The sequence below is a fragment of the Streptomyces sp. NPDC050433 genome (assembly GCF_044458565.1).
Classification (GTDB): domain Bacteria; phylum Actinomycetota; class Actinomycetes; order Streptomycetales; family Streptomycetaceae; genus Streptomyces.
On sequence record NZ_JBITIB010000038.1, the window covers coordinates 53,859 to 73,128 of the forward strand.

A 19,270-nucleotide genomic window follows, 5' to 3' on the forward strand; every position below is an offset into this window, starting at 1 on the left:
GCGCCCCTAGACGATTTCAGAGGCGAGAAGCACCGGTGCACCCGGAGGACCCTCGTCGAGCAGCGTGCGCAGCAGCCCGGCGAGCCTGGTCGGATACACCGTCTCACGCGCCGTCGACAGTTCGGCGGAGGTCCACCACCTCAGACCCGCGACACTGCGCCTCTCCAGCTCCGTCTGCCCCTCGACGGTCGTCTCGGTCTGCGCCGTACGTGCCAGGAAGTACCACTCGTCCTGCTCCCAGCGCCGCCCGTCGAACGGAAAGGAGCAGGTACGGCGCCAGAGAACCGGCCCGAGTTCCACGTCTGTGATGCCAGTCTCCTCGGCCAGCTCACGCAGCGCGGCCTCCTCCCGTGTCTCCTCGCCCTCCAGGCCGCCGCCGGGTGTGAACCACCAGTCCCTGGTGGGATCATCCGGCTCGTACCCGTGCATCAGCAGGATGCGGTCGTCCGGGTCGAGCAGTACGACCCGCGAGACCTTTCGCAGCGCGTCACCGGACACCTGTCGACACACCCCCTCCGGCCCGCCCCGTCGGCTCCGTACGCCGCCGCCCGCCCATCCTCCGTACGACGGGCCCGTACGCCGCACCGCCCAGGATCAGCACCGCCCCGAGGACCACGGAGCCCAGCAGCAGCGTCACGGGCCCCGGCTCCGACACCCCGCCGGGCAGCTCCGCGAACCCCTGCGGGCGCTCGACCAGACTGCCCGGCGGCCACGCCACGGCGTCGATCCGTGCGGTCACCGTCGAGCGCGGCACCGATCCCTGCCCCTGGTCCTGGAGGTGGACCCGTGAGTCCAGCGACCCACTACGTTCGTCACCGAGAAGGAACAACTGTCCCTTCGGGACCGTCGCCCCGAAGCCGGTGGTCGACGCGAGCCCGCCCGGCATCCGCTGGACGTACGGTTCCTCGACCGGTTTCCCGTTGACGGTCAGCCGCCCCTTGGAGTCGCAGCAGGCGACCTTGTCGCCCCCCACGCCGACGACCCGTTTCACCATCGGCATATCGGCCCACTGCACGTCCTTGAAAACCACGACATCGCCGCGCCGCACCTCGTCCCCGGATATCCGCTGCGCCAGGACCCGGTCGCCGGCCTTCACCGTCGGGTCCATCGAGTCCGTCGGCACCGTGTACGGCTGGTACTCCACCGCTCCCCAGACGAACCCGCCGAGGAAGAGCACACAGCCGACGGCCACGGCCAGCCCCGACAGCACACTGCCGAGGCGGCCGTGGCCGCTGTTCGTACGTCCTGTTCCGCTCATCCCAGCCGTCCCCCGTCCCGGAGAATGATCATCGCCGAATCGGCGATCTGGGACGGCACCCTACCCGTCGGTACGGCCGCCGGTCAGCCTCCGCCTGCGCCAGAACACCAGCGGTAGGGCGCCGGCGAGACCCAGCACGGCCGGGGCGCCCGCCGTCGCCACAGCCGCCGCGTTGAGGCCCGACTGGTCGAAGGTGTCGGGCACAGGGAGCGTCGCCAGCCGGTCGAGCGGCCAGGCGATGACGATCGCGCGGCCGACGACCTCGTCGGTGGAGACGGTGCCGTGCCCCGGCAGTTCCTGGTGGTAGCGGGAGTCGAGCGAATTCTGACGGTGGTCGCCCATCACCCAGATCCGGCCGTCGGGCACCGTGATCGGCCCGAACGGCTCGTCGTCACAGGCGGTGTTTCCGGGAAAGATGTACGACGTCTCGTTGAGCGCCTTCCCGTTGACCTGGACGCTGCCGCCCTTCTTGCACTCCACCGTGTCGCCGCCGACCGCGATGACCCTCTTGATGAGGTCCTTCTCCTCGGAGGACGGCATGAGGCCGATGAAGCTGAGGAACTTCTGTGCCACGTTGGGCTCGGGGGCCTCCGTACTGTCGAGCCAGCCACCCGGGTCGTGGAAGACCACGACCTCGCCGCGCTCCGGCTCCGCGCCGAACCACGGCGTGAGCTTGTCCACGAGCACGCGGTCCCCGCGCTGCAGGGTGTCCTGCATCGAGTCCGAGGGGATCGAGAACGCCTGTACCAGGAAGGTCTTGATCAGCAACGCGAGCAGCAACGCGATACCGATCAGCAGAGGCAGCTCCTTCCAGAACGAACGCGGCTTCCGTACGTCCGAAGCCCCGTCGCCCCCGTGCCCACCGTCCTGCGGCCCTCCGTCCTCCGTCCCACCGCCCTGCGGCTCACCGACCGGCCGCTCCACCGCCTGGTCCTTCATCCATGCGGACGCGCCTGCGGATGGGGTCTCCGCGGCGGAACCAGCAGAACCGACGGAAGGCTCGGCGAGCTGCTCGGGCCTGTCCTCGGGCTCACCGTGTCCGGATCGTGCGCCGACGGCCAAATCCCCCACATCCACTCCTCACTCCGTGCAACCGCCCGCTCCGGAGACGGAGCAGGCCCACTACTCCCATAACGAGCGGGAGTTCCGCAGGGGTCGGGAGCAGGATCATTCCGTTCGGATCCTGAGAGGACACACTATTCGACGGGCCGTGCGCCGTGGTCGGTGCGGCGCGCGCGTCCGGTACGGAGGCGTACGTCTCGGGCTCCTCCAGCCGGCGCCAGTGACCCAGCGGCCAGGCGATGACGACGGCCCGTCCGACGACTTCTTCCTCCGAGACGGTGCCGCGGAACTTCTCGTCGAGATGGAAGCGCGAGTCGGCCGAATTCGACCGGTGGTCGCCCATCACGAAGAGCCGCTCCGCCGGCACCTTCACCTCGAAGTCGAGTTTCGACGGCGGGTTGCCGGGATTCAGATACGGCTCGGTGAGCGGTACGCCGTTGACGACGATGCGCCCGTCCTTGTCGCAGCACTTCACGGTGTCGCCGCCCACCGCGACCACGCGCTTGATCAGGTCCTGCTCGTCGGCGGACGGCAGCAGTCCGATGAAGGTGAGGGCCTGCTTGACCTGCTTGACGACGACCGGGTCGTCCGGGGGGACCTCGGTCTCCTCCTGGAGCCAGCCGCCGGGGTCCTTGAACACCACGACGTCGCCGCGCTCGGGGCGGGAGCCGAACCAGGGCGTGAGCTTGTCCACGAGCACCCGGTCGTCGATCCGGATCGTCTGCTCCATGGAGCCGGACGGGATCACGAAGGCCTGCACGAGGAAGGTCTTGAGTACGAGCGCGATCAGCAGCGCCACCGTGATCAGAAGGGGGATCTCCGTCATCGCGGAGCGGCGACGGCGCCGTTTCACCTTGCGGGCGAGCTTGCGTCGCTCCGCGCGCCCCGGCAGGGCGCGTCCCGTGGTGGGTCTGGTACCGGTCGGCAGCCGGGTGTCGGACCGGTGACCCCCGGGCCGTCCTCGGTTACCCATGGGCGCCGTCCGGATCCTGTACGTCCCTGAAGGCGTCGGTGCGCTCCATCGAGGCCCAGCGGCCCAGCGGCCAGCCGATCCAGTCAACCCGCCCGATGACCTTGTCCACGGGCACCGCGCCGCCGCCGGGCCGGCCCAAGTAGTCACGCGAGTCGCGGGAGTTGCTGCGGTGGTCGCCCATCACCCACAGAGTGCCGGAGGGTACGACGATGTCGAAAGGTGCGCTGGACGGCGCGTCACCGAAGTACACGTACCGCTCCTCGATCGCACGGCCGTTCACCTCGACCTTGCCCCCCTCGTCGCAGCAGACCACCCGGTCGCCACCCACACCGATCACACGCTTCACGAAATCTGTCTCGGCGGGCTCGGCCAGACCGAGAGCCGCCGCCGCCCCGCGCGCCAGCCCCGTGAGCGGGTTCCCTTCCGCCGGCTCCTGGACGAAGGACCCGGTGCCGTCGAAGACCACCACATCACCGCGCTGCGGCTCGGTACCGAAACGGTACGCCAACTTGTTGACCAGAACCCGGTCCCCGACCTGGAGTCCCGGCTCCATGGAGCCGCTGGGGATCAGGAAGGGCTGCACGACAAAGGCGCTGAACAGCAGAAGAGAGGCCGTCCCCAGTACGCCCAGCGCCGCGGCCCGGCGCCACGAGAGGGCTCGTAGAAGCCCCGTGAATCCTGGCGTACGCACGGAGCGCGACCCCCCTTCCCTCCCTGTGGCGGGTGTGGAAGAGGGGTCGCGCTCCAAGTGCTGCGGTTCGGTGTCCATCGGGCTCAGAGCTTATCCGGCCGTCCGGCGGAACCGTGCGCGAGTTCGAGCCTCGGCTCAGTTGTCGCGCTTCTCCTTGATCTTCGCCGCCTTGCCGCGCAGCTCACGGAGGTAGTACAGCTTGGCGCGACGTACGTCACCACGGCTCACGAGTTCGATCTTCTCGAAGATCGGGCTGTGCACCGGGAAGGTGCGCTCGACGCCGACGGAGAAGGAGACCTTGCGGACCGTGAAGGTCTCGCGGACGCCCGAGCCCTGTCGGCGGATGACAACACCCTTGAACTGCTGGATACGGGAGCGGTTGCCCTCGATGACACGCACGTGGACGTTCACGGTGTCGCCGGGACGGAAGGCGGGGAGGTCGCTGCGGAGTGACGCCGCGTCGACGGTGTCGAGCAGGTGAGCCATGATCGTCTGCTTCCTCGCTGATGCCACAGGTCATCAACGGAATGTCGAAAGGAAAATTCGGAGCGCCGTTCGCGTCGGGTGGGCGTCGTTCCCCCTGTGGCAGGGGCGCGCACCGGACGTACGGCAGCGGCTCATTCTTCCACGGCCTCGGGCCTGCGCCAAAATCGGCCACCGGGCTCCGGGGCCCAGCCCATGATGGAGAGCATCTCGCGGTCCTTCTTGTCGAACGCGGCGGCGTCGCAACGCTCGATCATGTCGGGCCTGTTGAGCGCCGTACGGCGGAACGCCTCGTCCCGCCGCCACCGCGCGATCTTGCTGTGATGACCGCTGAGAAGGATGTCCGGAATGGTTCGCCCGCGCCATTCCGGGGGCTTCGTGTAGACCGGGCCTTCCAGGAGGTCGGCCATCGCTCCGGGGGCGAAGGAGTCGTCACGATGGGACTCCGCGTTGCCGAGGACGCCGGGCAGCAGCCGTGCGACGGCCTCCATGATGACCAGTACGGCCGCCTCGCCGCCGGCCAGGACGTAATCGCCGATGGACACCTCGTACACCGGCATCCGCGTCGCGTACTCGTCGACGACGCGGCGGTCGATGCCCTCGTAGCGGGCCGGCGCGAAGAGCAGCCAGGGGCACTCGGACAGCTCGACGGCGAGTTCCTGGGTGAAAGGGCGGCCACTGGGCGTGGGAACAACCAGGACGGGGCGGTGCGCGCCCGCTTCGTAGCCGTCCGCGATCGTCTCGTCGAGGGCGTCCCCCCAGGGGCCGGTCTTCATGACCATGCCGGGGCCGCCGCCGTACGGGGTGTCGTCGACCGTGTTGTGCCGGTCGTACGTCCACTCCCGGAGGTCGTGCACGCCCACGTCGAGGCGGCCACGCGCGCGTGCCTTGCCGACGAGCGACACGTTCAGCGGTTCGAGGTACTCCGGGAAGATCGTGATCACATCGGCCCGCAGGGTGGCGGCGGGTGTCATGACGACTCACCCTTGCCCGCGCCGTCGGGACCCTCGCTGTCGGCACCATCGGCGGCGTCCTCACCGTCGGTGGCAGCGGCGACGACCGCGTTGCCGTCGATGAGGCCGGGCGGCGGGTCGATCACGGCCCTCTGCTCCACGAGGTCGATCTCGGTCACGATCTCCTCGACGAAGGGGATCATGACCTCCGTGCCGTCGGGCCGCTCCACGATGAACAGGTCCTGCGACGGGAGGTGGGTGATCTCGGTGATCCGCCCGACCTCCGTGCCGTTCGCCAGAACGATGTCCAGGTCCATCAGCTGGTGGTCGTAGTACTCGTCCGGATCCTCCGGCATCTCCTCCGGGTCCACCTCGGCGATGAGCAGGGTGTTGCGCAGCGCCTCGGCGCCCGTACGGTCGCTCACCCCGGCGAAACGCAGCAGCAGCCTCCCACTGTGCACCCGGCCGGTCTCGACCGTCAGGGGGCCCGTGGAGGCCGGTTCGGTGGCCAGTACGGCTCCGGGGCCGAGCCGCAGCTCGGGCTCGTCCGTACGTACCTCGACGGTGACCTCGCCCTTGATGCCGTGGGCACGGCCGATCCGCGCGACTACCAACTGCACTTGCACACGCCCCTGTTCTCCGACTTCTGCTGCTTCTGCTGCGTCTGTTGCTTGTGCGGCTTCTCCGGCACGGGCGGCGGCGGATCGACGCCTCGGCGGTCCGTGTCCGCACCACGAAGACGACAAAGACCGGGGAGGGCCATGGCCCTCCCCGGTCCGTGCCGGTTCACAACTCTGTCAGCGGACCTGATCCACGTCGACGAGGTCGACGCGGATGCCACGGCCGCCGATCGCGCCCACGACGGTGCGCAGGGCGCGTGCGGTGCGGCCGTTGCGGCCGATCACCTTACCGAGGTCGTCGGGGTGGACCCGTACCTCAAGCACACGGCCACGGCGCAGGGTGCGCGAGGCGACCTGTACATCGTCCGGGTTGTCGACGATGCCCTTCACGAGGTGCTCGAGAGCCTCCTCGAGCATGCTCAGGCCTCGGTCGGCTCAGCGGCGGGCGCCGAAGCAGCGGCGTCGGCCTCGTCCGCCTTCTTGTCGGCCTTCTTCGCCTTGGGGGTGATGGCTTCACCCTTGGGCTCGTCGCCGTCCTTGGCGAGGGCCTCGAAGAGGGCACGCTTGTCGGTCTTCGGCTCCGGCTGGAGCAGCGGCGCCGGCGCGGGCAGGCCCTTGTGCGCCTGCCAGTCGCCCGTGAGCTTGAGGATCGCGAGAACCGGCTCGGTCGGCTGGGCGCCGACGGACAGCCAGTAGCGCGCGCGGTCCGAGTCGACCTCGATACGCGACGGGTTCTGCACCGGGTGGTACAGGCCGATCTCCTCGATGGCCCGGCCGTCACGGCGGGTGCGGGAGTCGGCGACGATGATGCGGTAGTGAGGCGAACGGATCTTGCCCAGACGCTTCAGCTTGATCTTGACTGCCACGGAAGTGGTCTCTCCTGGATCTTGACGTGGTTGGGCACATCGACATGCCGCGTGGGGTTGCGGTACTCGTGTGCCCGATGGACGCGTCAGCCGGAGGAGAGAGGGGTCCTGTGCGACTGTCGAGTACAGCTGGCCATTCTGCCACACGCCTCAGGCGCGCCGCGCCCCGCCCGACCGGGGCGGCTCCCCTGCGGGGGCGACTCCGGGGGCCGGGCGGGCGACGGCGGTGGCGGTGCTCAGCTCGCAGCGGCGACCACTTCCGGAATGCGGAACGGCTTGCCGCACCCGCCGCAGACGATCGGCGCCTGGGCGAGGACCGACGGAACGACGCGCACGTTACGGCCGCAGTCGCAGACCGCCTTCACGCGCACTCCGCCGCCCGATGAGCCGTGCCGCGCGGCGGGACCGCGGAAGCTGCGCTCGGTGTCGGACGTCGTGGCGACCGTGTGCGCCGCGAGGGCACGCTGGAGTCGCTCGATGGTGGGGCGGTAGCGCCGTCTCGCCTCGGGGTTGAGTGAGACCAGGGAGAAACCGCTGCTGGGATGCGGCTCCTCGGAATGGTCCAGGCCCAACTCCTCGGCGATCGCGAGGAATCTGCGGTTGTGGTAGCGGCCTGCTCGCGAGGTGTCGCGGACACCGCGAGCGGCGGCGATGCCATGGACTGCCTCGTGAAGCAGTCGCTCGAAGGAGAGCTCGGCGCCGCAGGCGGACGACGACTCTCCGATCAGGGACTCTGGCGCGGCAAGATCGGGCAGCTCGGCGTGGTGCCGCTGAATCTCGGCCCACGCCTGCGCCAGCTCTGCGGCGAGGACAGGTGGTGTCGTGCTCACGTCGTGAACAACGAGCCTGGACCCTCGCGGGTTCCATTCCGGGGCATCCCAAATATTTTGCACGTACCCGTCAGTTGCCGTTGATGCGTCCTGACGAGGGCGGGTGCGTAGATCTGCGGAGAAGCCTCGCTTCTCACCACAAGGCGGTACGTAGCACTGGCTACGTCTGGACGCGTAGGAGAAATACGTACACCAGATCGAGCCGCACGCATGACGGCCGCCGTTCGGGCGGCCCTGCCGATGCCCACGCCGCTCGGCCTCCGTACAACGGCGGGACGGGACGGGGCCACAAGAACGACATTAACGGGCGCGCCGCCGATCCCCGGCATCGGCCCCGGTCGGGGCAGGCGGCGCCGATTCACCCGATACCGGCGCGGGTGACGGGGAGTTGAGGGATCCACCCCGATGACCTCACCCGTTCGGCGCAATCTCCACCCATGCCCGTCGACTGCCCTCGTAGGCCGTTCCGCCTTGGTCGGGAGAGTTCCGAGCAGGAGCGGAGTCGGGCCCCACAGAGCGCGGCCGGGGACGATTCGGCGGAGGCTCGCACCGTAGGCCGACAACGTCCGGTGAGAGCGATTGTCCGTGCGCCGGGGCGCACGACCGGAGCACACAAGGATTGCCCGCGTACCACTGGACGCGGGCACGGATGCGGAGTTCCCTGACATACGGGGGACGAAGGCGCGCACGCACACGGGGGCTGTCAATCAGGGCACAAGGACCTCTCGCCGGATTGGGGCGCAATCCATGACTCGTACGCTCGTCCAGCACCACCAGCAGCAGGTGAACGCGGCCTCGACAGACCCTTCTACGGAGGCATGCGAGCGCGCCCGTGACTGGGCCGAGATCCAGGAACGGATGCTGGTGCCGCTCTACGAGGCGGTGTACGAGCGTCTGGAGGTGGGCCCCGGCACCAGGCTGCTGGGGCTGGGGTGCGGTTCGGGACTGGCCCTGCTGATCGCCACCGCCAGGGGCGCCCAGGTCACCGGCGTGGACGCCGACCAGGAACGTGTGGCACTGGCCCGCGAGCGGCTCGTCCAGGACGCACGCCCCATGGGGCACGCGACGTCATCCGTGGCGCCCGGAAGACCCGCAGCGGGGCTGTCAGGGGCGTTCGACGGCCAGACCCGCCGGACCCGAGCGCGCGTACTGACCGGCTCCGCCTCCGCGACCGCCGTCGCGGAGGCGGAGCACTCTTCCTACGACGTGATCACGGCATTCCAGCCCATTGGCGTCGCCACCGGCGACGCGGACGGTCTTGGCCCCGCACTGGCGGAGGCGGTACCGATGGCGGACCACGGCACCCCCGTGGTGCTCGCCGGCTGGGGCCCGCCGGAGCGGTGCGCGACGTCCGCCGTCATGCGGGTCGCGGGGCGGCTGACGGAGCGGCTGCGTAAGGGCGGCGGTTACCGTCCTCCGCGCAGGGACGACCTGGAGGACGTGGCGGCGCGGGCCGGGCTGAAACCTGACGGTTCGGGGCGCGTGTCCTGCCCGTTCGGCTACGCGGGCATGGAGAGCGCCCTGCGGGGGCTGCTGTCGACCGGGGCGTTCGACGCGGCGGTGCGGGCGACGGATCAGTCGCAGGTGGAGAAGGAGATAACGGAGGCGCTCCACCCGCATGTCCGGCGCGACGGCACCGTTTGGATGCCCAACGTCTTCCGTTACCTGATCGCGCGCACGCCCTGACGGCGCCACACGTCGTTTGAGAGCACACCGCACCCCCCGCCGCTGAACGGCGCGACGGGGGTGTGGTGTGTGCGCGACCGGCCGCCGACGAGCAGCGGAGAGAGAGCGAATCGGACTCGGTGAAGGTACTGACGGAGCTGAAGGAACACCTTGCGAGGGGCTAGTCAGTATCCAGAATCCTGGTTACTGTCCCTTCTGTGACCGGTTTCGATGAACGCTTCCTGACCCGCAACGGCCTCGCCGCCCAGCAACTCGCCGTTCTGCTGCTCAACCACGAACCGGACACCCGCCTGCCCCGCGTCCGCGACTTCGCCGAAGAGCTCGGCGTCGGCAACGGCACCGTCCAGGCCGCGCTCCAACTCCTGGAGACGGCGGGCGCCATCCGTACGACCGCGCGCGGCCACCTCGGCACATTCCTCGTCGACTCCGACCGCTCGGTGCTCTGGCGGCTCTCGGGGCTCGGCACGCTCCTGGCGGCGATGCCGCTGCCCTACTCGCACCGGTACGAGGGGCTGGCCACCGGCCTGCGCGCCGCGTTCGAGCAGGCCGGTGCACCTTTCGCGATCACGTTCATGCGCGGCGCCGGGACCCGCACCACCGCGCTGATCGAGGGCAAGGTCGACCTGGTGGTGCTCTCACGCTTCGCCGCCGACCGGCTGATCGAGGAGCGCCCCGTGGAACTGGTCGCGGACCTCGGTCCCGCGACGTACGTGGGAGCCCACGGGCTGCTGCTGCGGCACGGCGCGACCCTGGAGACCGACGGACTGCGCGTCGCCATCGACCACGCCTCCGAGGACCAGCGCATACTCGCGGAGCGGGTCTTCGCCGGGCGCGCGGACATCAGATGGGTCGAAGCCTCGTACATGCAGCTGCGCGACCTGTTCGCACACGACCGCGTCGACGCCACGCCATGGAACCTGGATGAAGTCCAGGACCGGCTCGGCACCGGCGTGGACGTGCTGCCGCTGGGCGACGAGGTCACTCGCGACCTGTCGTTGCGCAACTCCAGCGCCGCGATCATCGGCAGGACCGAGGGGGCCAAGGCGCTCGGCGCCGTACGTGACTCCCTCGATCTCTCGCTCATCACCACCTGCCAGGCCGAGGTGTTGCGAGGTGAGCGCACCCCCTCGTACTGACAGCCCCCGCCCCACCCTCCCCCCGTCAAAATCCAAAATCCTGGTTACTGTCGCATTGAGGGACGAAGGGACCACCATGGACGACCAGCTCGCTCTGCGCATCCAGCTCTTCCGTGAGGGCGGCCAAGTCCGGCCCGACGTCGCCGTGTTCGTGACGGACGAGCTGGACGCCCTGGCCGCCGAGGGCCGCACCGTCACCGAAGCGACGGCCGGCACACTCACCAGTCACCTCGTGTCGGCTCTCACCAGGCTGCTCGACGGAGAACCGATCGCGGATTTCCCCACCGACTCCGAGATCGCCGCCGAACTCGCCGGACACCCGGAGGCGGTGGCACGGGCCCGCGCCGTCTCCGTACGGGCGGCGTCGGAACTCGGCGCGGCCCTTCCCGACTCCGAGATCAGCTTCCTCGGACTGCACCTCGCCCTGCTCGACCGGAACTCGCCCCCACGGCACGACACATGAGAAGGAACCAGCCATGACGAAGATCCTCACCGGTGGCGTCGGCAAGGCCGAGGTCACCGAGACCGTCAAGAAACTCGGCCTCGACGGCATCGAGATCGCGGTCTCCAACGACATGGACGCCGCGATGAAGCTCCGCGCCGGCCAGGCCGACTACTTCCTCGGCACCTGCCACACCGGTGCCGGCGCGTCCCTCGGCGTACTCGTCGGACTGCTGGGCAAGCCCGCCTGCCACACCTTCGGCCGCTCCGTGCCCACGGAGGACGAGGTGAACGCCCTGCTGGCGGAAGGCAAGAAGGTCTTCGGCTTCGCCATCGACCAGATCGATGTGATCGCCCCGCTCATGGCCCGCGCCATCGCCGCGCGCGGCTGATGGCCCCGTACGAACCCTCAAGGGCTCAACAGACCTCGTAAGACCCCGTGCCGGGCCAGGCCCCGCCGGGCACTGAGGAGTGAATCCCGTGAACAGCGTCCTCGCAGCGAGTTCGACCGACCTCGACTTCTCGCCGGCACAGCAACTGACCGTGATAGCGCTGTGTGCGCTGACCGCGTTCATCTCTCATATGGCGCTGGCCGTCTTCAACGACGGTGTGCGTCCCTTCATGCTCGACTTCATCCAGGGGCGCTCCACGCGCAACGCCACCACCGCCGTGTCCTTCGGCCTCTCCGCCGGCTTCATCTTCGGTCTCGGCGCCCCGATGGCGTTGTCCACCGGCGTGCTCAACCCGTGGCTCGTCTTCCTGCCCACCGACATCCTGGGCATCCTGTCGCCCAAGAAGTGGATCGCGCCGCTGCTCGGCGGCGCGTGGGGCGCCGTGGTCGTGTTCGGTCTCAACGGGGCCAACAGCCTCGCCCACGACCTGCCCGTCGACTTCCTGACCGCGCTCCAGCAGATGTCGACGCCGATCCTGTTCCTCTTCACGCTCTTTCCGGTGCTCGCCATCACCAAGCAGTTCGGGCGGCTACGGGGCGCGATAGCCGCGGTCGTGGAGCTGGCGCTCGTCGTGATGACGATGAAGGTCTGGCCCGACATCTTCCCCGGCTCCATCGCGATGGCCGTCGGAGTGCTGACGCTCATCGGCTTCGCGGTCAACAAGGACCTGGTGCAGCGGAAGTTGGACCGGGCCGAGGCGGCGAAGGCGGCTTCGGCGGGCACCCCGCCCCAGGAGGGGGCGGCGGACGCCGGGGACGATCCGATGGCCTCGCTCTTCAGCGCGAGCGCGCAGCGACTGCGCCGCTATCTGCCGCTGTTCATGCTGCTCGGGGCCGGCGTCTGCGTGCTGGCCCAGTCGCATGTGTTCGGCGGTGGTGAGGCGACGAGCTTCCTGATCGCCAAGGGCGATTACGCGGAGGCCGCCCAGGTGGACTTCTACCGGGCGTTCGGCTTCGTCCCGCTGATCGCCACGACCGCGCTGGCCTCCGGCGCGTACGGCATCGCGGGCTTCACCTTCGTCTACCCCATCGGCTACCTCATGCCGAATCCGTTCCTCGCCGCCGTCGTCGGCGCGGCGGTCTTCGCCATCGAGGTGCTGGCGCTCTCCGCCATCGGCAAGGTCCTCGGGAAGCTGCCGAGCGTCCGTGACTCCTCCGAGCACCTGCGCAGCGCGATCGGCGAGGCCCTGGGGCTCGCCATCCTCTTCGGTTCGCTGATGGCCGCCAACGTCATGGGAGGAGGGCTCGGCATCCTCATCGTGGGCGGGCTCTACCTGCTCAACGAGTCGATGGGCCGCCCCGTGGTGCGGATGGCGGCGGCGCCCGCCGCGGTCATCGTGGGCGGCGTGCTGCTGAACGTCCTCTACTGGCTGGAACTGTTCACCCCCGTCAAGGGATAGGGGCGCCACGTAGCCCCACGCCGCGAAGGCGCACCACACAGGAAGGCCCCCACACCATGCAGCACCCCGACTCCGCCGCCGGCACCGCACGTGGCGCCGGTGATGGCGACGCACGTCGGGCGCCCCATCTGCGCACCGTCACCGGCCTGTTGCCCGTCTCCGCCGTCAGCGGACCCGCGCTCGCCCACGAACACCTGGTCCTCGATCTCGACCGCGCCGGGGAGGGCGCCGCGGTTCTCGACGCGGACCGGCACGGCCCCGCCGTCACCACGGAACTGACGGCGCTGCGCGAGGAGTACGGCCTCGGGCTGGTCGTCGAGCTGACCTGCCGCGGCATGGGCCGCGACCCGCATGCCCTGGCGCGGATCTCCGCGGAGTCCGGGGTGCCGGTGGTGGCCGCCACCGGCTGGTACTACGAAACATTCCACCCCGCGGAACTGCACGGGGCGAGCGTCGAGGCGCTGACCGCGACCCTCGTAGCGGAGATCGACGGCGAATTCGGCGACACCGGAATCCGGCCCGGTGTACTCGGCGAGATCGGCAGCCACGGCGACGCGCCGAGCGAGTCCGAGACCCGCGCCCTGCTGGCCTCGGCGCACGCCGCCGTCGCCACGGGGCTGTCGGTCGCCACCCACGCCCAGCTCGGCCACGGCGGGCTCGCCCAGTTGGAACTGCTCACCGGCGCCGGTCTCCCGGCGCACCGGATCTCGCTCGGCCACCAGGACCTGCTCGACGCCCCGTCAGTGCACCGTGAGCTGGCGGCGAGCGGCGCGTACGTCGCCTTCGACACCGTCGGTAAGGAGAGCTACCAGAGCGACACCACGCGACTGCGCCTCCTGCTGGCACTGCTGGAGGCTGGCCACGCCGACCGTGTCCTGCTCAGCTGCGACATCTCACGGCATGCCTATCTGCGGTCGGAGGGCGGCCAGGGGTACGGGCATCTCTTCCGGGTTTTCCTGCCCCGTGTGCGGGCGGCCGGCGTGGACGATGACCTGATCGATCTGATGACACGGCGCAATCCGCTCCGGTTCCTGACCGGTGCGGACACGAAGGAGAGCTACTGAGATGTCCGTACAACTGCCGCGGACCTTCCCCCTGGCGACGATCCCGCTGGACGACGCGGTCCGGACGCAGTTCCGGCTGCTGGAGCACGTCGCGGCGCGGTTCGAGGGTCAGCAGCTCTTCGAGGCGGACGCGGGTGTGGTGCCGGACCTGGGCCGGCCCCGTACCACCGCGCGGGTCGAGTCGGTGTTGGCCGACTTCTTGGGCGCGGAGGACGCGGCGCTGGTGCAGGGCGCGGGTACGGGCGCCATCCGGGCGGCGCTCCAGAGCGCCGTCGGCCCCGGTGACCCGCTGCTGATCCACCGGGCACCGGTCTACCGCACGACCGCGGTGACGCTGCGCGGGCTCGGAGTCCGCACCGTCGAGGCGGACTTCAACGATGGCGCGGCGCTGCGGCAGGCGCTGGACTCGCGCGAGTTCGGGTGGGCGTACGTCCAGCACAGCAGGCAGCGGCTCGCCGACTCGTACGACGCGGGGGACGTCATCGCGGCCTGCCGCGCCGCCGGGGTGCGCACGATCGTGGACGACAACTACGCCGTACTGCGCGCCCCCTCATGCGGAGTTGAGCTGGGCGCCGACGCCTCGTGCTTCTCGCTCTTCAAACTGCACGGGCCCGAGGGTGTCGGCGCCGTCGTCGGGGCGGCCGACGTCGTGCAGCGCGTCCGTGCCGACAACTACTCCGGCGGCGGCCAGGTACAGGGGCACCAGGCGCTCGACGCGCTGCGCGCCCTCACCCACGTCCCCGTCATGTGGGCGATCCAGTCGCAGGTCGGTGCCGAGATCGCGGACCGGCTCGCCGCCGGTGAGGTACCCGGTGTGGCGGAGGTACGGATCGCCAACGCGCAGGACCGCTGTCTGCTCGTACGCCTGGACCGCCCCGTCGCGCGTGCGCTGCCCGCCGTGGCGGCCCGGCACGGCGCCGCCCCGTACCCCGTAGGCTCCAACTCCCGCTACGAGATCGCCCCGCTCTTCTATCGGATGTCCAGCTCGTCCCTCGACGACGCTCCGGAACTCGCCGACCGGACCGTGCGGATCAACCCCATGCGGGCCGGGGCCGATCTGGTGATCGAGATCCTCCGCCGTTCGCTGCACGACCTGAAGGACTGACCGTGTTCCTGGACGCCGTCCTGGCCCGCAACCCCGAACTCGTCGACGTGGCGGCCTCGCTGCACCGCTCCGGCGCCGTTCCGCCCGACACATACGTGATCGACGCCGACACCGTGGGGGCCAACGCCGCACTACTGGCCGGCGAGGCCGAACGACTCGGTCTCTCGCTCTGGTTCGTGGTCAAGCAGATCGGCCGCAATCCGGCGCTGATCCGGGCGATCGGCCGACACATCCCCCGTTTCGCGGCGATCGATCCGTACGAGGCGCGGCTGCTGCACGACTCGGGGGCACGGGCCGGCAACCTCGGCCACCTCGTACAGATCCCGCCCCGTCAGTTGCCGGAGATGCTCGGCTGGCGGCCGGAGACAGTGACCGTCTTCGACCTGGCCAACGCCCGCGCCGTGTCGGACGCCGCCCGGCGGCTCGGCTTCGTCCAGGACGTTCTCGTGCGGCTGGAGGGCACCGACAAGGTCTATCCGGGGCAGGAGGGCGGCGTGCCGCTCGCCGGGCTCCACGACTTCGCGGCGGCGGCCGAGACGCTGCCGGGCATCAGGCTCGCGGGCGTCACCGCGTTCCCCTGTATTCTGTGCGATCCGTTGACCGGTGCACCGACCCCCACGCAGAACTTCCAACTCGTGACCATGGCACGCGAGTTGCTGGCAGCGCGCGGTCATGAGGGGCTGAAGCTCAGCGCACCGAGTGCCACCTCCATGGCCACCCTCCCCCTCCTCGCCGAGTTGGGCGCCACGCACGGCGAGCCCGGGCACGCCCTGACCGGGACGACCCCGCTGCACGCGATCGACCACCACCAGCCCGAACGACCCGCGTACGTGTACGTCAGCGAGGTCGCACACACGCTCGCGGACGGACGGCCCGCGATCCACGGTGGCGGCTTCTACCCGCGCGCCCGTATCCACGAAGCCCTGCTGCCCCGCACCGGGCTTCGCCTGCCCGTGCAGGACGCGCCCGCGGAGAACATCGACTACTACCGACTCCTCCAACGCCCCACCCACGCCGCGGACGTTGAGGTCGGGGACACCGCCCTACTCGCCTTCCGCACCCAGATCTTCGTCACCCGCTCGACCGTCGCGGTGGTCGCCGGGCTCTCCACCGGAGAACCCCGGCTGACCGGTCTGTACGACGCCCAGGGTCGGGCCCGGTAAGGAGCCAGAGTCATGAGCACGACCGTGATCGTCGTCATCGACGGATTCGGTGTCGGCGCGATGCCGGACGCGGGAGGGCTGCGCCCCGGCGATCTCGCCGCCGACACCTGCGGGCATGTACTCGACCACTGCCGGGCGGCGCTGGGCCGGCCGCTGCGGCTGCCCGCACTCGGGGCGCTGGGCCTCGGGCTCCTCCATCCGCACCCGGATCTTGCCCGCCGGACCAGCCGCCCCGTCGCGGTCGGCCGGGCGGCCCTCGGCTACCCGGGGGCGGACACGTTCGCCGGGCATCAGACCATGATGGGGGCGGACTTCAGCAGGGTCACGGTGGCCCCGCTCGCCGGTCATCTCGACGAGGTGAGCGGCGCGCTGAAGTCGGCGGGACACCTGGTCGAACCCCTACGGGGGCAGCCGCTCCTGCTCGTCGACGGCGCCGTCCTGGTGCACGACAACCTGGAGGCCGACCCGGGCATCAACTGGAACGCCTCCGGACGCCTCCACGAACTGTCCTTCGACCGTATCGTCTCCATCGCCCGTACGGTGCGGGAAGTGGCGCCGGTCGCACGCGTCATCGCCGTCGGCGGGCACGCGGACGGGCCGCTCTCCACGTACGTACGTGACGGTGACGGCGGCACCGTCGGCCTCGACACCCCGGCCACCGGCTTCTACCGCAACGGGGGGCTCCAGGTGCGGCATCTGGGCGTGGATCTCGACCATGCCGGACAGCTGCCCGACGTCGCCGCCCGTGCGGGCGTCCCCGTCACCCTCGTCGGCAAGGCGGCGGACATCCTGGCGTGCGAGGGCGCCGTACGGCGCCCCGCCGTCGCGACGGCGGAGGTGCTGGAGCACACGCTGGCGGCGGTACGGGGCGGGCAGGGCGGCCTCGTGGTCGCGAACGTCCAGGAGAGCGATCTCGCGGGCCACCAGCAGGACACGGGTCGTTACGGGAGCGTCCTGGAGCAGGTCGACGCGGGGCTCGCCGAGCTGACGGGGCTGCTCACCGCGCCGGACGACCGTCTCATCGTCACGGCCGACCACGGCAACGACCCGACGATCGGCCACGCGTATCACACACGCGAGTACGTGCCTGTCCTGATCCATCGACCGGACGCCGCGGGGATCGAACTCCTGGCGGACGCCGCCACATTGGCGGACGTCGGGGCGACGGCCGCAGCGGCCCTCGGCCTGGACGCGGGCGCCCTCACGACGGGAGCGACGCTGCTCGGCCGATCGGCCCCGCCCCGCCCCGTGCGGGAACCGCAGCAAGGCTGAGGCGGAGCCGCAGGAAGTGCGCCGCCGTGGTGGCCCCGCACCGCCGCCCGTCAGGCCCAGGTCGGGCCCCGCCGGGTGGACCCTCAGCCCATGAACTTCTTGAACTCGTCCGGCAGTTCGAAGTTCTTGTCCGCGTCGCCCGCCGGGAGGCCGAAGGCGCCACCCGCCTGCGCCGCCTCTTCGCGCCGCACCGCCGCGGCCTGCTCCTCGGCCTTGCGCTTCATCGGATTGCCGGAGCGCCGCTTCCCCTTGGCCTGCTTCTGCTGCTTCTTCTGCCGGCCGGGTCCGCCACCCGAGCCCGGAGCGCCCGGCATTCCCGGCATCCCGCCGCCCTGCGCCATCTTCGACATCATCTTGCGGGCCTCGAAGAACCGCTCCACCAGGTTCTTCACGGCGCTGACCTCGACGCCCGAACCCTTGGCGATGCGCGCCCGGCGCGAGCCGTTGATGATGGTCGGCTCGTGCCGTTCGCCCGGTGTCATGGACTTGATGATCGCGGCCGTACGGTCGACGTCCCGCTCGTCGATGCTGCTGATCTGGTCCTTCATCTGCCCCATGCCGGGCAGCATCCCGAGCAGCTTCGAGATGGAGCCCATCTTCCGGACCTGTTCCATCTGCGCCAGGAAGTCGTCGAGCGTGAACTCCTTGGGCCCCTTCGCCAGCTTCTGGGCCATCTTCTCGGCCTCGGCCTGGCTGAAGGTCTGCTCGGCCTTCTCGATGAGGCTGAGCATGTCGCCCATGTCGAGGATGCGCGACGCCATGCGGTCCGGGTGGAACGCGTCGAACTCGTCCAGCTTCTCGCCGTTGGAGGCGAACATGATCTGCTTGCCGGTGACGTGCGCGATGGAGAGCGCGGCGCCGCCGCGGGCGTCGCCGTCGAGCTTGGACAGGACGACGCCGTCGAAGCCGACGCCGTCGCGGAAGGCCTCCGCGGTATTGACCGCGTCCTGACCGATCATGGCGTCGACGACGAACAGGACCTCGTCGGGGCTGACGGCGTCGCGGATGTCCGCGGCCTGCCGCATCAGCTCCTCGTCGATGCCGAGCCGGCCGGCGGTGTCGACGATGACGACGTCGTGGACCCGGTCCTTCGCGTACTTGATGGAGTCCTGGGCGACCTTGACCGGGTCACCGACGCCGTTGCCGGGCTCGGGGGCGTACACCGAGACGCCCGCGCGTTCGGCGACGACGGCGAGCTGGTTGACGGCGTTGGGCCGCTGGAGATCACAGGCGACCAGCAGGGGGGAGTGGCCTTGGCCCTTGAGCCAGAGGCCCAGCTTGCCCGCGAGAGTCGTCTTGCCCGCGCCCTGCAGACCCGCGAGCATGATCACGGTCGGCGGCTGCTTGGCGAAGCGCAGGCGCCGCGTCTCGCCGCCGAGGATGCCTACCAGCTCCTCGTTGACGATCTTGATGATCTGCTGGCTGGGGTTGAGCGCCCGCGAGACCTCTTCACCGCGTGACCGCTCCTTGACCTTCGCGGTGAAGTCGCGGACCACGGGGAGCGCGACGTCCGCCTCAAGGAGCGCGATGCGGATCTCGCGTGCGGTGGCGTCGATGTCCGCCTCGGACAGCCGCCCCTTGCCGCGGAGGGTTTTGAAAGTCGCTGAGAGGCGATCGGAGAGGGTATCGAACACGGCGCTCGTAGGTCCTCAGGGGTCGGGGGCAGAGTGGATTGCTCTCCAGAGTATCCGGCCGGGCGAACACGGGGGGCCCTGCCCGGTGGATGCTGTTGGTTTATTCGGCCCGCTGCGTGACGTCGGTCCCCATGACCCGGTTGTGGTCATGGGGACCGACGTTGTTTTGTGGGGTGGGTGTC

The 19,270-nt window shown here is 70.1% G+C and carries 21 protein-coding genes; 9 read left to right on the forward strand and 12 right to left on the reverse strand.

Annotation, left to right across the window (positions count from 1 at the left end; genetic code table 11):
* Window positions 1-6: 6 nt before the first annotated feature.
* The 11 genes from ACIBLA_RS33370 to ACIBLA_RS33420 all read right to left on the reverse strand — a co-directional run bounded on the left by ACIBLA_RS33370 (window position 7) and on the right by ACIBLA_RS33420 (window position 7,736).
* The gene (locus ACIBLA_RS33370; RefSeq protein ID WP_399200797.1) at window positions 7-498 is read right to left on the reverse strand and encodes an NUDIX hydrolase; all 492 of its coding nucleotides are present in this window, start codon (window positions 496-498) and stop codon (window positions 7-9) included.
* Complete coding sequence (lepB, locus tag ACIBLA_RS33375) at window positions 488-1,258, reverse strand: signal peptidase I (protein ID WP_363242478.1); 771 nt, start codon at window positions 1,256-1,258, stop codon at window positions 488-490. The genes ACIBLA_RS33370 and lepB (ACIBLA_RS33375) overlap by 11 nt, the downstream gene beginning before the upstream one ends.
* 60 nt (window positions 1,259-1,318) lie before the next feature.
* A complete protein-coding gene (gene lepB, locus ACIBLA_RS33380; protein WP_363242565.1) occupies window positions 1,319-2,320 on the reverse strand; it encodes a signal peptidase I in 1,002 nt (333 codons plus the stop codon).
* A complete protein-coding gene (gene lepB, locus ACIBLA_RS33385) occupies window positions 2,289-3,293 on the reverse strand; it encodes a signal peptidase I (protein ID WP_399200798.1) in 1,005 nt (334 codons plus the stop codon). The genes lepB (ACIBLA_RS33380) and lepB (ACIBLA_RS33385) overlap by 32 nt, the downstream gene beginning before the upstream one ends.
* Window positions 3,286-4,062, reverse strand: a complete 777-nt coding sequence (gene lepB, locus ACIBLA_RS33390) for a signal peptidase I (RefSeq protein WP_363242480.1) — start codon at window positions 4,060-4,062, stop codon at window positions 3,286-3,288. Before lepB (ACIBLA_RS33390) ends, lepB (ACIBLA_RS33385) begins: the two co-directional genes overlap by 8 nt.
* Before the next feature lie 57 nt (window positions 4,063-4,119).
* Complete coding sequence (gene rplS / locus ACIBLA_RS33395) at window positions 4,120-4,470, reverse strand: 50S ribosomal protein L19 (protein WP_023538359.1); 351 nt, start codon at window positions 4,468-4,470, stop codon at window positions 4,120-4,122.
* 131 nt (window positions 4,471-4,601) lie between these two features.
* On the reverse strand, window positions 4,602-5,423 hold the full coding sequence (gene trmD, locus ACIBLA_RS33400; protein ID WP_399200804.1) for a tRNA (guanosine(37)-N1)-methyltransferase TrmD: 822 nt from the start codon (window positions 5,421-5,423) through the stop codon (window positions 4,602-4,604).
* A 14-nt stretch (window positions 5,424-5,437) separates the two neighbouring features.
* Window positions 5,438-6,040, reverse strand: coding sequence for a ribosome maturation factor RimM (rimM, locus tag ACIBLA_RS33405; protein ID WP_399200799.1), 603 nt, complete (start codon window positions 6,038-6,040; stop codon window positions 5,438-5,440).
* A 177-nt stretch (window positions 6,041-6,217) separates the two neighbouring features.
* On the reverse strand, window positions 6,218-6,457 hold the full coding sequence (locus ACIBLA_RS33410) for an RNA-binding protein (RefSeq protein WP_003980229.1): 240 nt from the start codon (window positions 6,455-6,457) through the stop codon (window positions 6,218-6,220).
* 2 nt (window positions 6,458-6,459) lie between these two features.
* On the reverse strand, window positions 6,460-6,906 hold the full coding sequence (rpsP, locus tag ACIBLA_RS33415) for a 30S ribosomal protein S16 (RefSeq protein WP_363242482.1): 447 nt from the start codon (window positions 6,904-6,906) through the stop codon (window positions 6,460-6,462).
* 236 nt (window positions 6,907-7,142) lie between these two features.
* Window positions 7,143-7,736, reverse strand: a complete 594-nt coding sequence (locus ACIBLA_RS33420; RefSeq protein WP_363242483.1) for a hypothetical protein — start codon at window positions 7,734-7,736, stop codon at window positions 7,143-7,145.
* Window positions 7,737-8,483: 747 nt separating this feature from the next.
* Between ACIBLA_RS33420 and ACIBLA_RS33425 the strand changes: the two genes are divergently transcribed.
* The 9 genes from ACIBLA_RS33425 (at window position 8,484) to ACIBLA_RS33465 (ending at window position 17,454) form a co-directional block, all read left to right on the forward strand.
* The gene (locus ACIBLA_RS33425; RefSeq protein ID WP_399200801.1) at window positions 8,484-9,422 is read left to right on the forward strand and encodes a methyltransferase domain-containing protein; all 939 of its coding nucleotides are present in this window, start codon (window positions 8,484-8,486) and stop codon (window positions 9,420-9,422) included.
* A 197-nt stretch (window positions 9,423-9,619) separates the two neighbouring features.
* Window positions 9,620-10,558 (forward strand): GntR family transcriptional regulator YhfZ, encoded by a 939-nt coding sequence (yhfZ, locus tag ACIBLA_RS33430; RefSeq protein ID WP_399200802.1) that lies wholly within the window; start codon window positions 9,620-9,622, stop codon window positions 10,556-10,558.
* A gap of 76 nt (window positions 10,559-10,634) precedes the next feature.
* The gene (locus tag ACIBLA_RS33435; protein WP_363242485.1) at window positions 10,635-11,021 is read left to right on the forward strand and encodes a transcriptional antiterminator; all 387 of its coding nucleotides are present in this window, start codon (window positions 10,635-10,637) and stop codon (window positions 11,019-11,021) included.
* A gap of 13 nt (window positions 11,022-11,034) precedes the next feature.
* Window positions 11,035-11,391, forward strand: coding sequence for a DUF2620 domain-containing protein (locus ACIBLA_RS33440; protein ID WP_363242486.1), 357 nt, complete (start codon window positions 11,035-11,037; stop codon window positions 11,389-11,391).
* Between the two features lie 88 nt (window positions 11,392-11,479).
* Window positions 11,480-12,850, forward strand: coding sequence for a YhfT family protein (locus tag ACIBLA_RS33445; RefSeq protein ID WP_363242487.1), 1,371 nt, complete (start codon window positions 11,480-11,482; stop codon window positions 12,848-12,850).
* Window positions 12,851-12,906: 56 nt separating this feature from the next.
* Window positions 12,907-13,914, forward strand: a complete 1,008-nt coding sequence (locus ACIBLA_RS33450; RefSeq protein ID WP_363242488.1) for a phosphotriesterase — start codon at window positions 12,907-12,909, stop codon at window positions 13,912-13,914.
* Window position 13,915: 1 nt separating this feature from the next.
* Window positions 13,916-15,019 (forward strand): aminotransferase class V-fold PLP-dependent enzyme, encoded by a 1,104-nt coding sequence (locus tag ACIBLA_RS33455; RefSeq protein ID WP_363242489.1) that lies wholly within the window; start codon window positions 13,916-13,918, stop codon window positions 15,017-15,019.
* A gap of 2 nt (window positions 15,020-15,021) precedes the next feature.
* The gene (locus ACIBLA_RS33460) at window positions 15,022-16,182 is read left to right on the forward strand and encodes an alanine racemase (protein WP_363242490.1); all 1,161 of its coding nucleotides are present in this window, start codon (window positions 15,022-15,024) and stop codon (window positions 16,180-16,182) included.
* A 12-nt stretch (window positions 16,183-16,194) separates the two neighbouring features.
* Complete coding sequence (locus tag ACIBLA_RS33465) at window positions 16,195-17,454, forward strand: phosphopentomutase (RefSeq protein ID WP_363242491.1); 1,260 nt, start codon at window positions 16,195-16,197, stop codon at window positions 17,452-17,454.
* A gap of 83 nt (window positions 17,455-17,537) precedes the next feature.
* Here ACIBLA_RS33465 and ffh read toward each other — a convergent pair whose 3' ends face one another.
* Entirely contained in the window at window positions 17,538-19,088 is a 1,551-nt protein-coding gene (gene ffh / locus ACIBLA_RS33470; RefSeq protein ID WP_363242492.1) for a signal recognition particle protein, read from the reverse strand.
* Window positions 19,089-19,270: the final 182 nt, after the last annotated feature.

Bases quoted from the DNA above. Each gene is read 5' to 3' on its own strand.
- lepB (WP_363242478.1), bottom strand. From the start codon at position 1,258: ATGAGCGGAACAGGACGTACGAACAGCGGCCACGGCCGCCTCGGCAGT.
- lepB (WP_399200798.1), bottom strand. From the start codon at position 3,293: ATGGGTAACCGAGGACGGCCCGGGGGTCACCGGTCCGACACCCGGCTG.
- lepB (WP_363242480.1), bottom strand. From the start codon at position 4,062: ATGGACACCGAACCGCAGCACTTGGAGCGCGACCCCTCTTCCACACCC.
- rplS (WP_023538359.1), bottom strand. From the start codon at position 4,470: ATGGCTCACCTGCTCGACACCGTCGACGCGGCGTCACTCCGCAGCGAC.
- ACIBLA_RS33410 (WP_003980229.1), bottom strand. From the start codon at position 6,457: ATGCTCGAGGAGGCTCTCGAGCACCTCGTGAAGGGCATCGTCGACAAC.
- ACIBLA_RS33425 (WP_399200801.1), top strand. From the start codon at position 8,484: ATGACTCGTACGCTCGTCCAGCACCACCAGCAGCAGGTGAACGCGGCC.
- ACIBLA_RS33435 (WP_363242485.1), top strand. From the start codon at position 10,635: ATGGACGACCAGCTCGCTCTGCGCATCCAGCTCTTCCGTGAGGGCGGC.
- ACIBLA_RS33440 (WP_363242486.1), top strand. From the start codon at position 11,035: ATGACGAAGATCCTCACCGGTGGCGTCGGCAAGGCCGAGGTCACCGAG.
- ACIBLA_RS33450 (WP_363242488.1), top strand. From the start codon at position 12,907: ATGCAGCACCCCGACTCCGCCGCCGGCACCGCACGTGGCGCCGGTGAT.
- ACIBLA_RS33455 (WP_363242489.1), top strand. From the start codon at position 13,916: ATGTCCGTACAACTGCCGCGGACCTTCCCCCTGGCGACGATCCCGCTG.
- ACIBLA_RS33465 (WP_363242491.1), top strand. From the start codon at position 16,195: ATGAGCACGACCGTGATCGTCGTCATCGACGGATTCGGTGTCGGCGCG.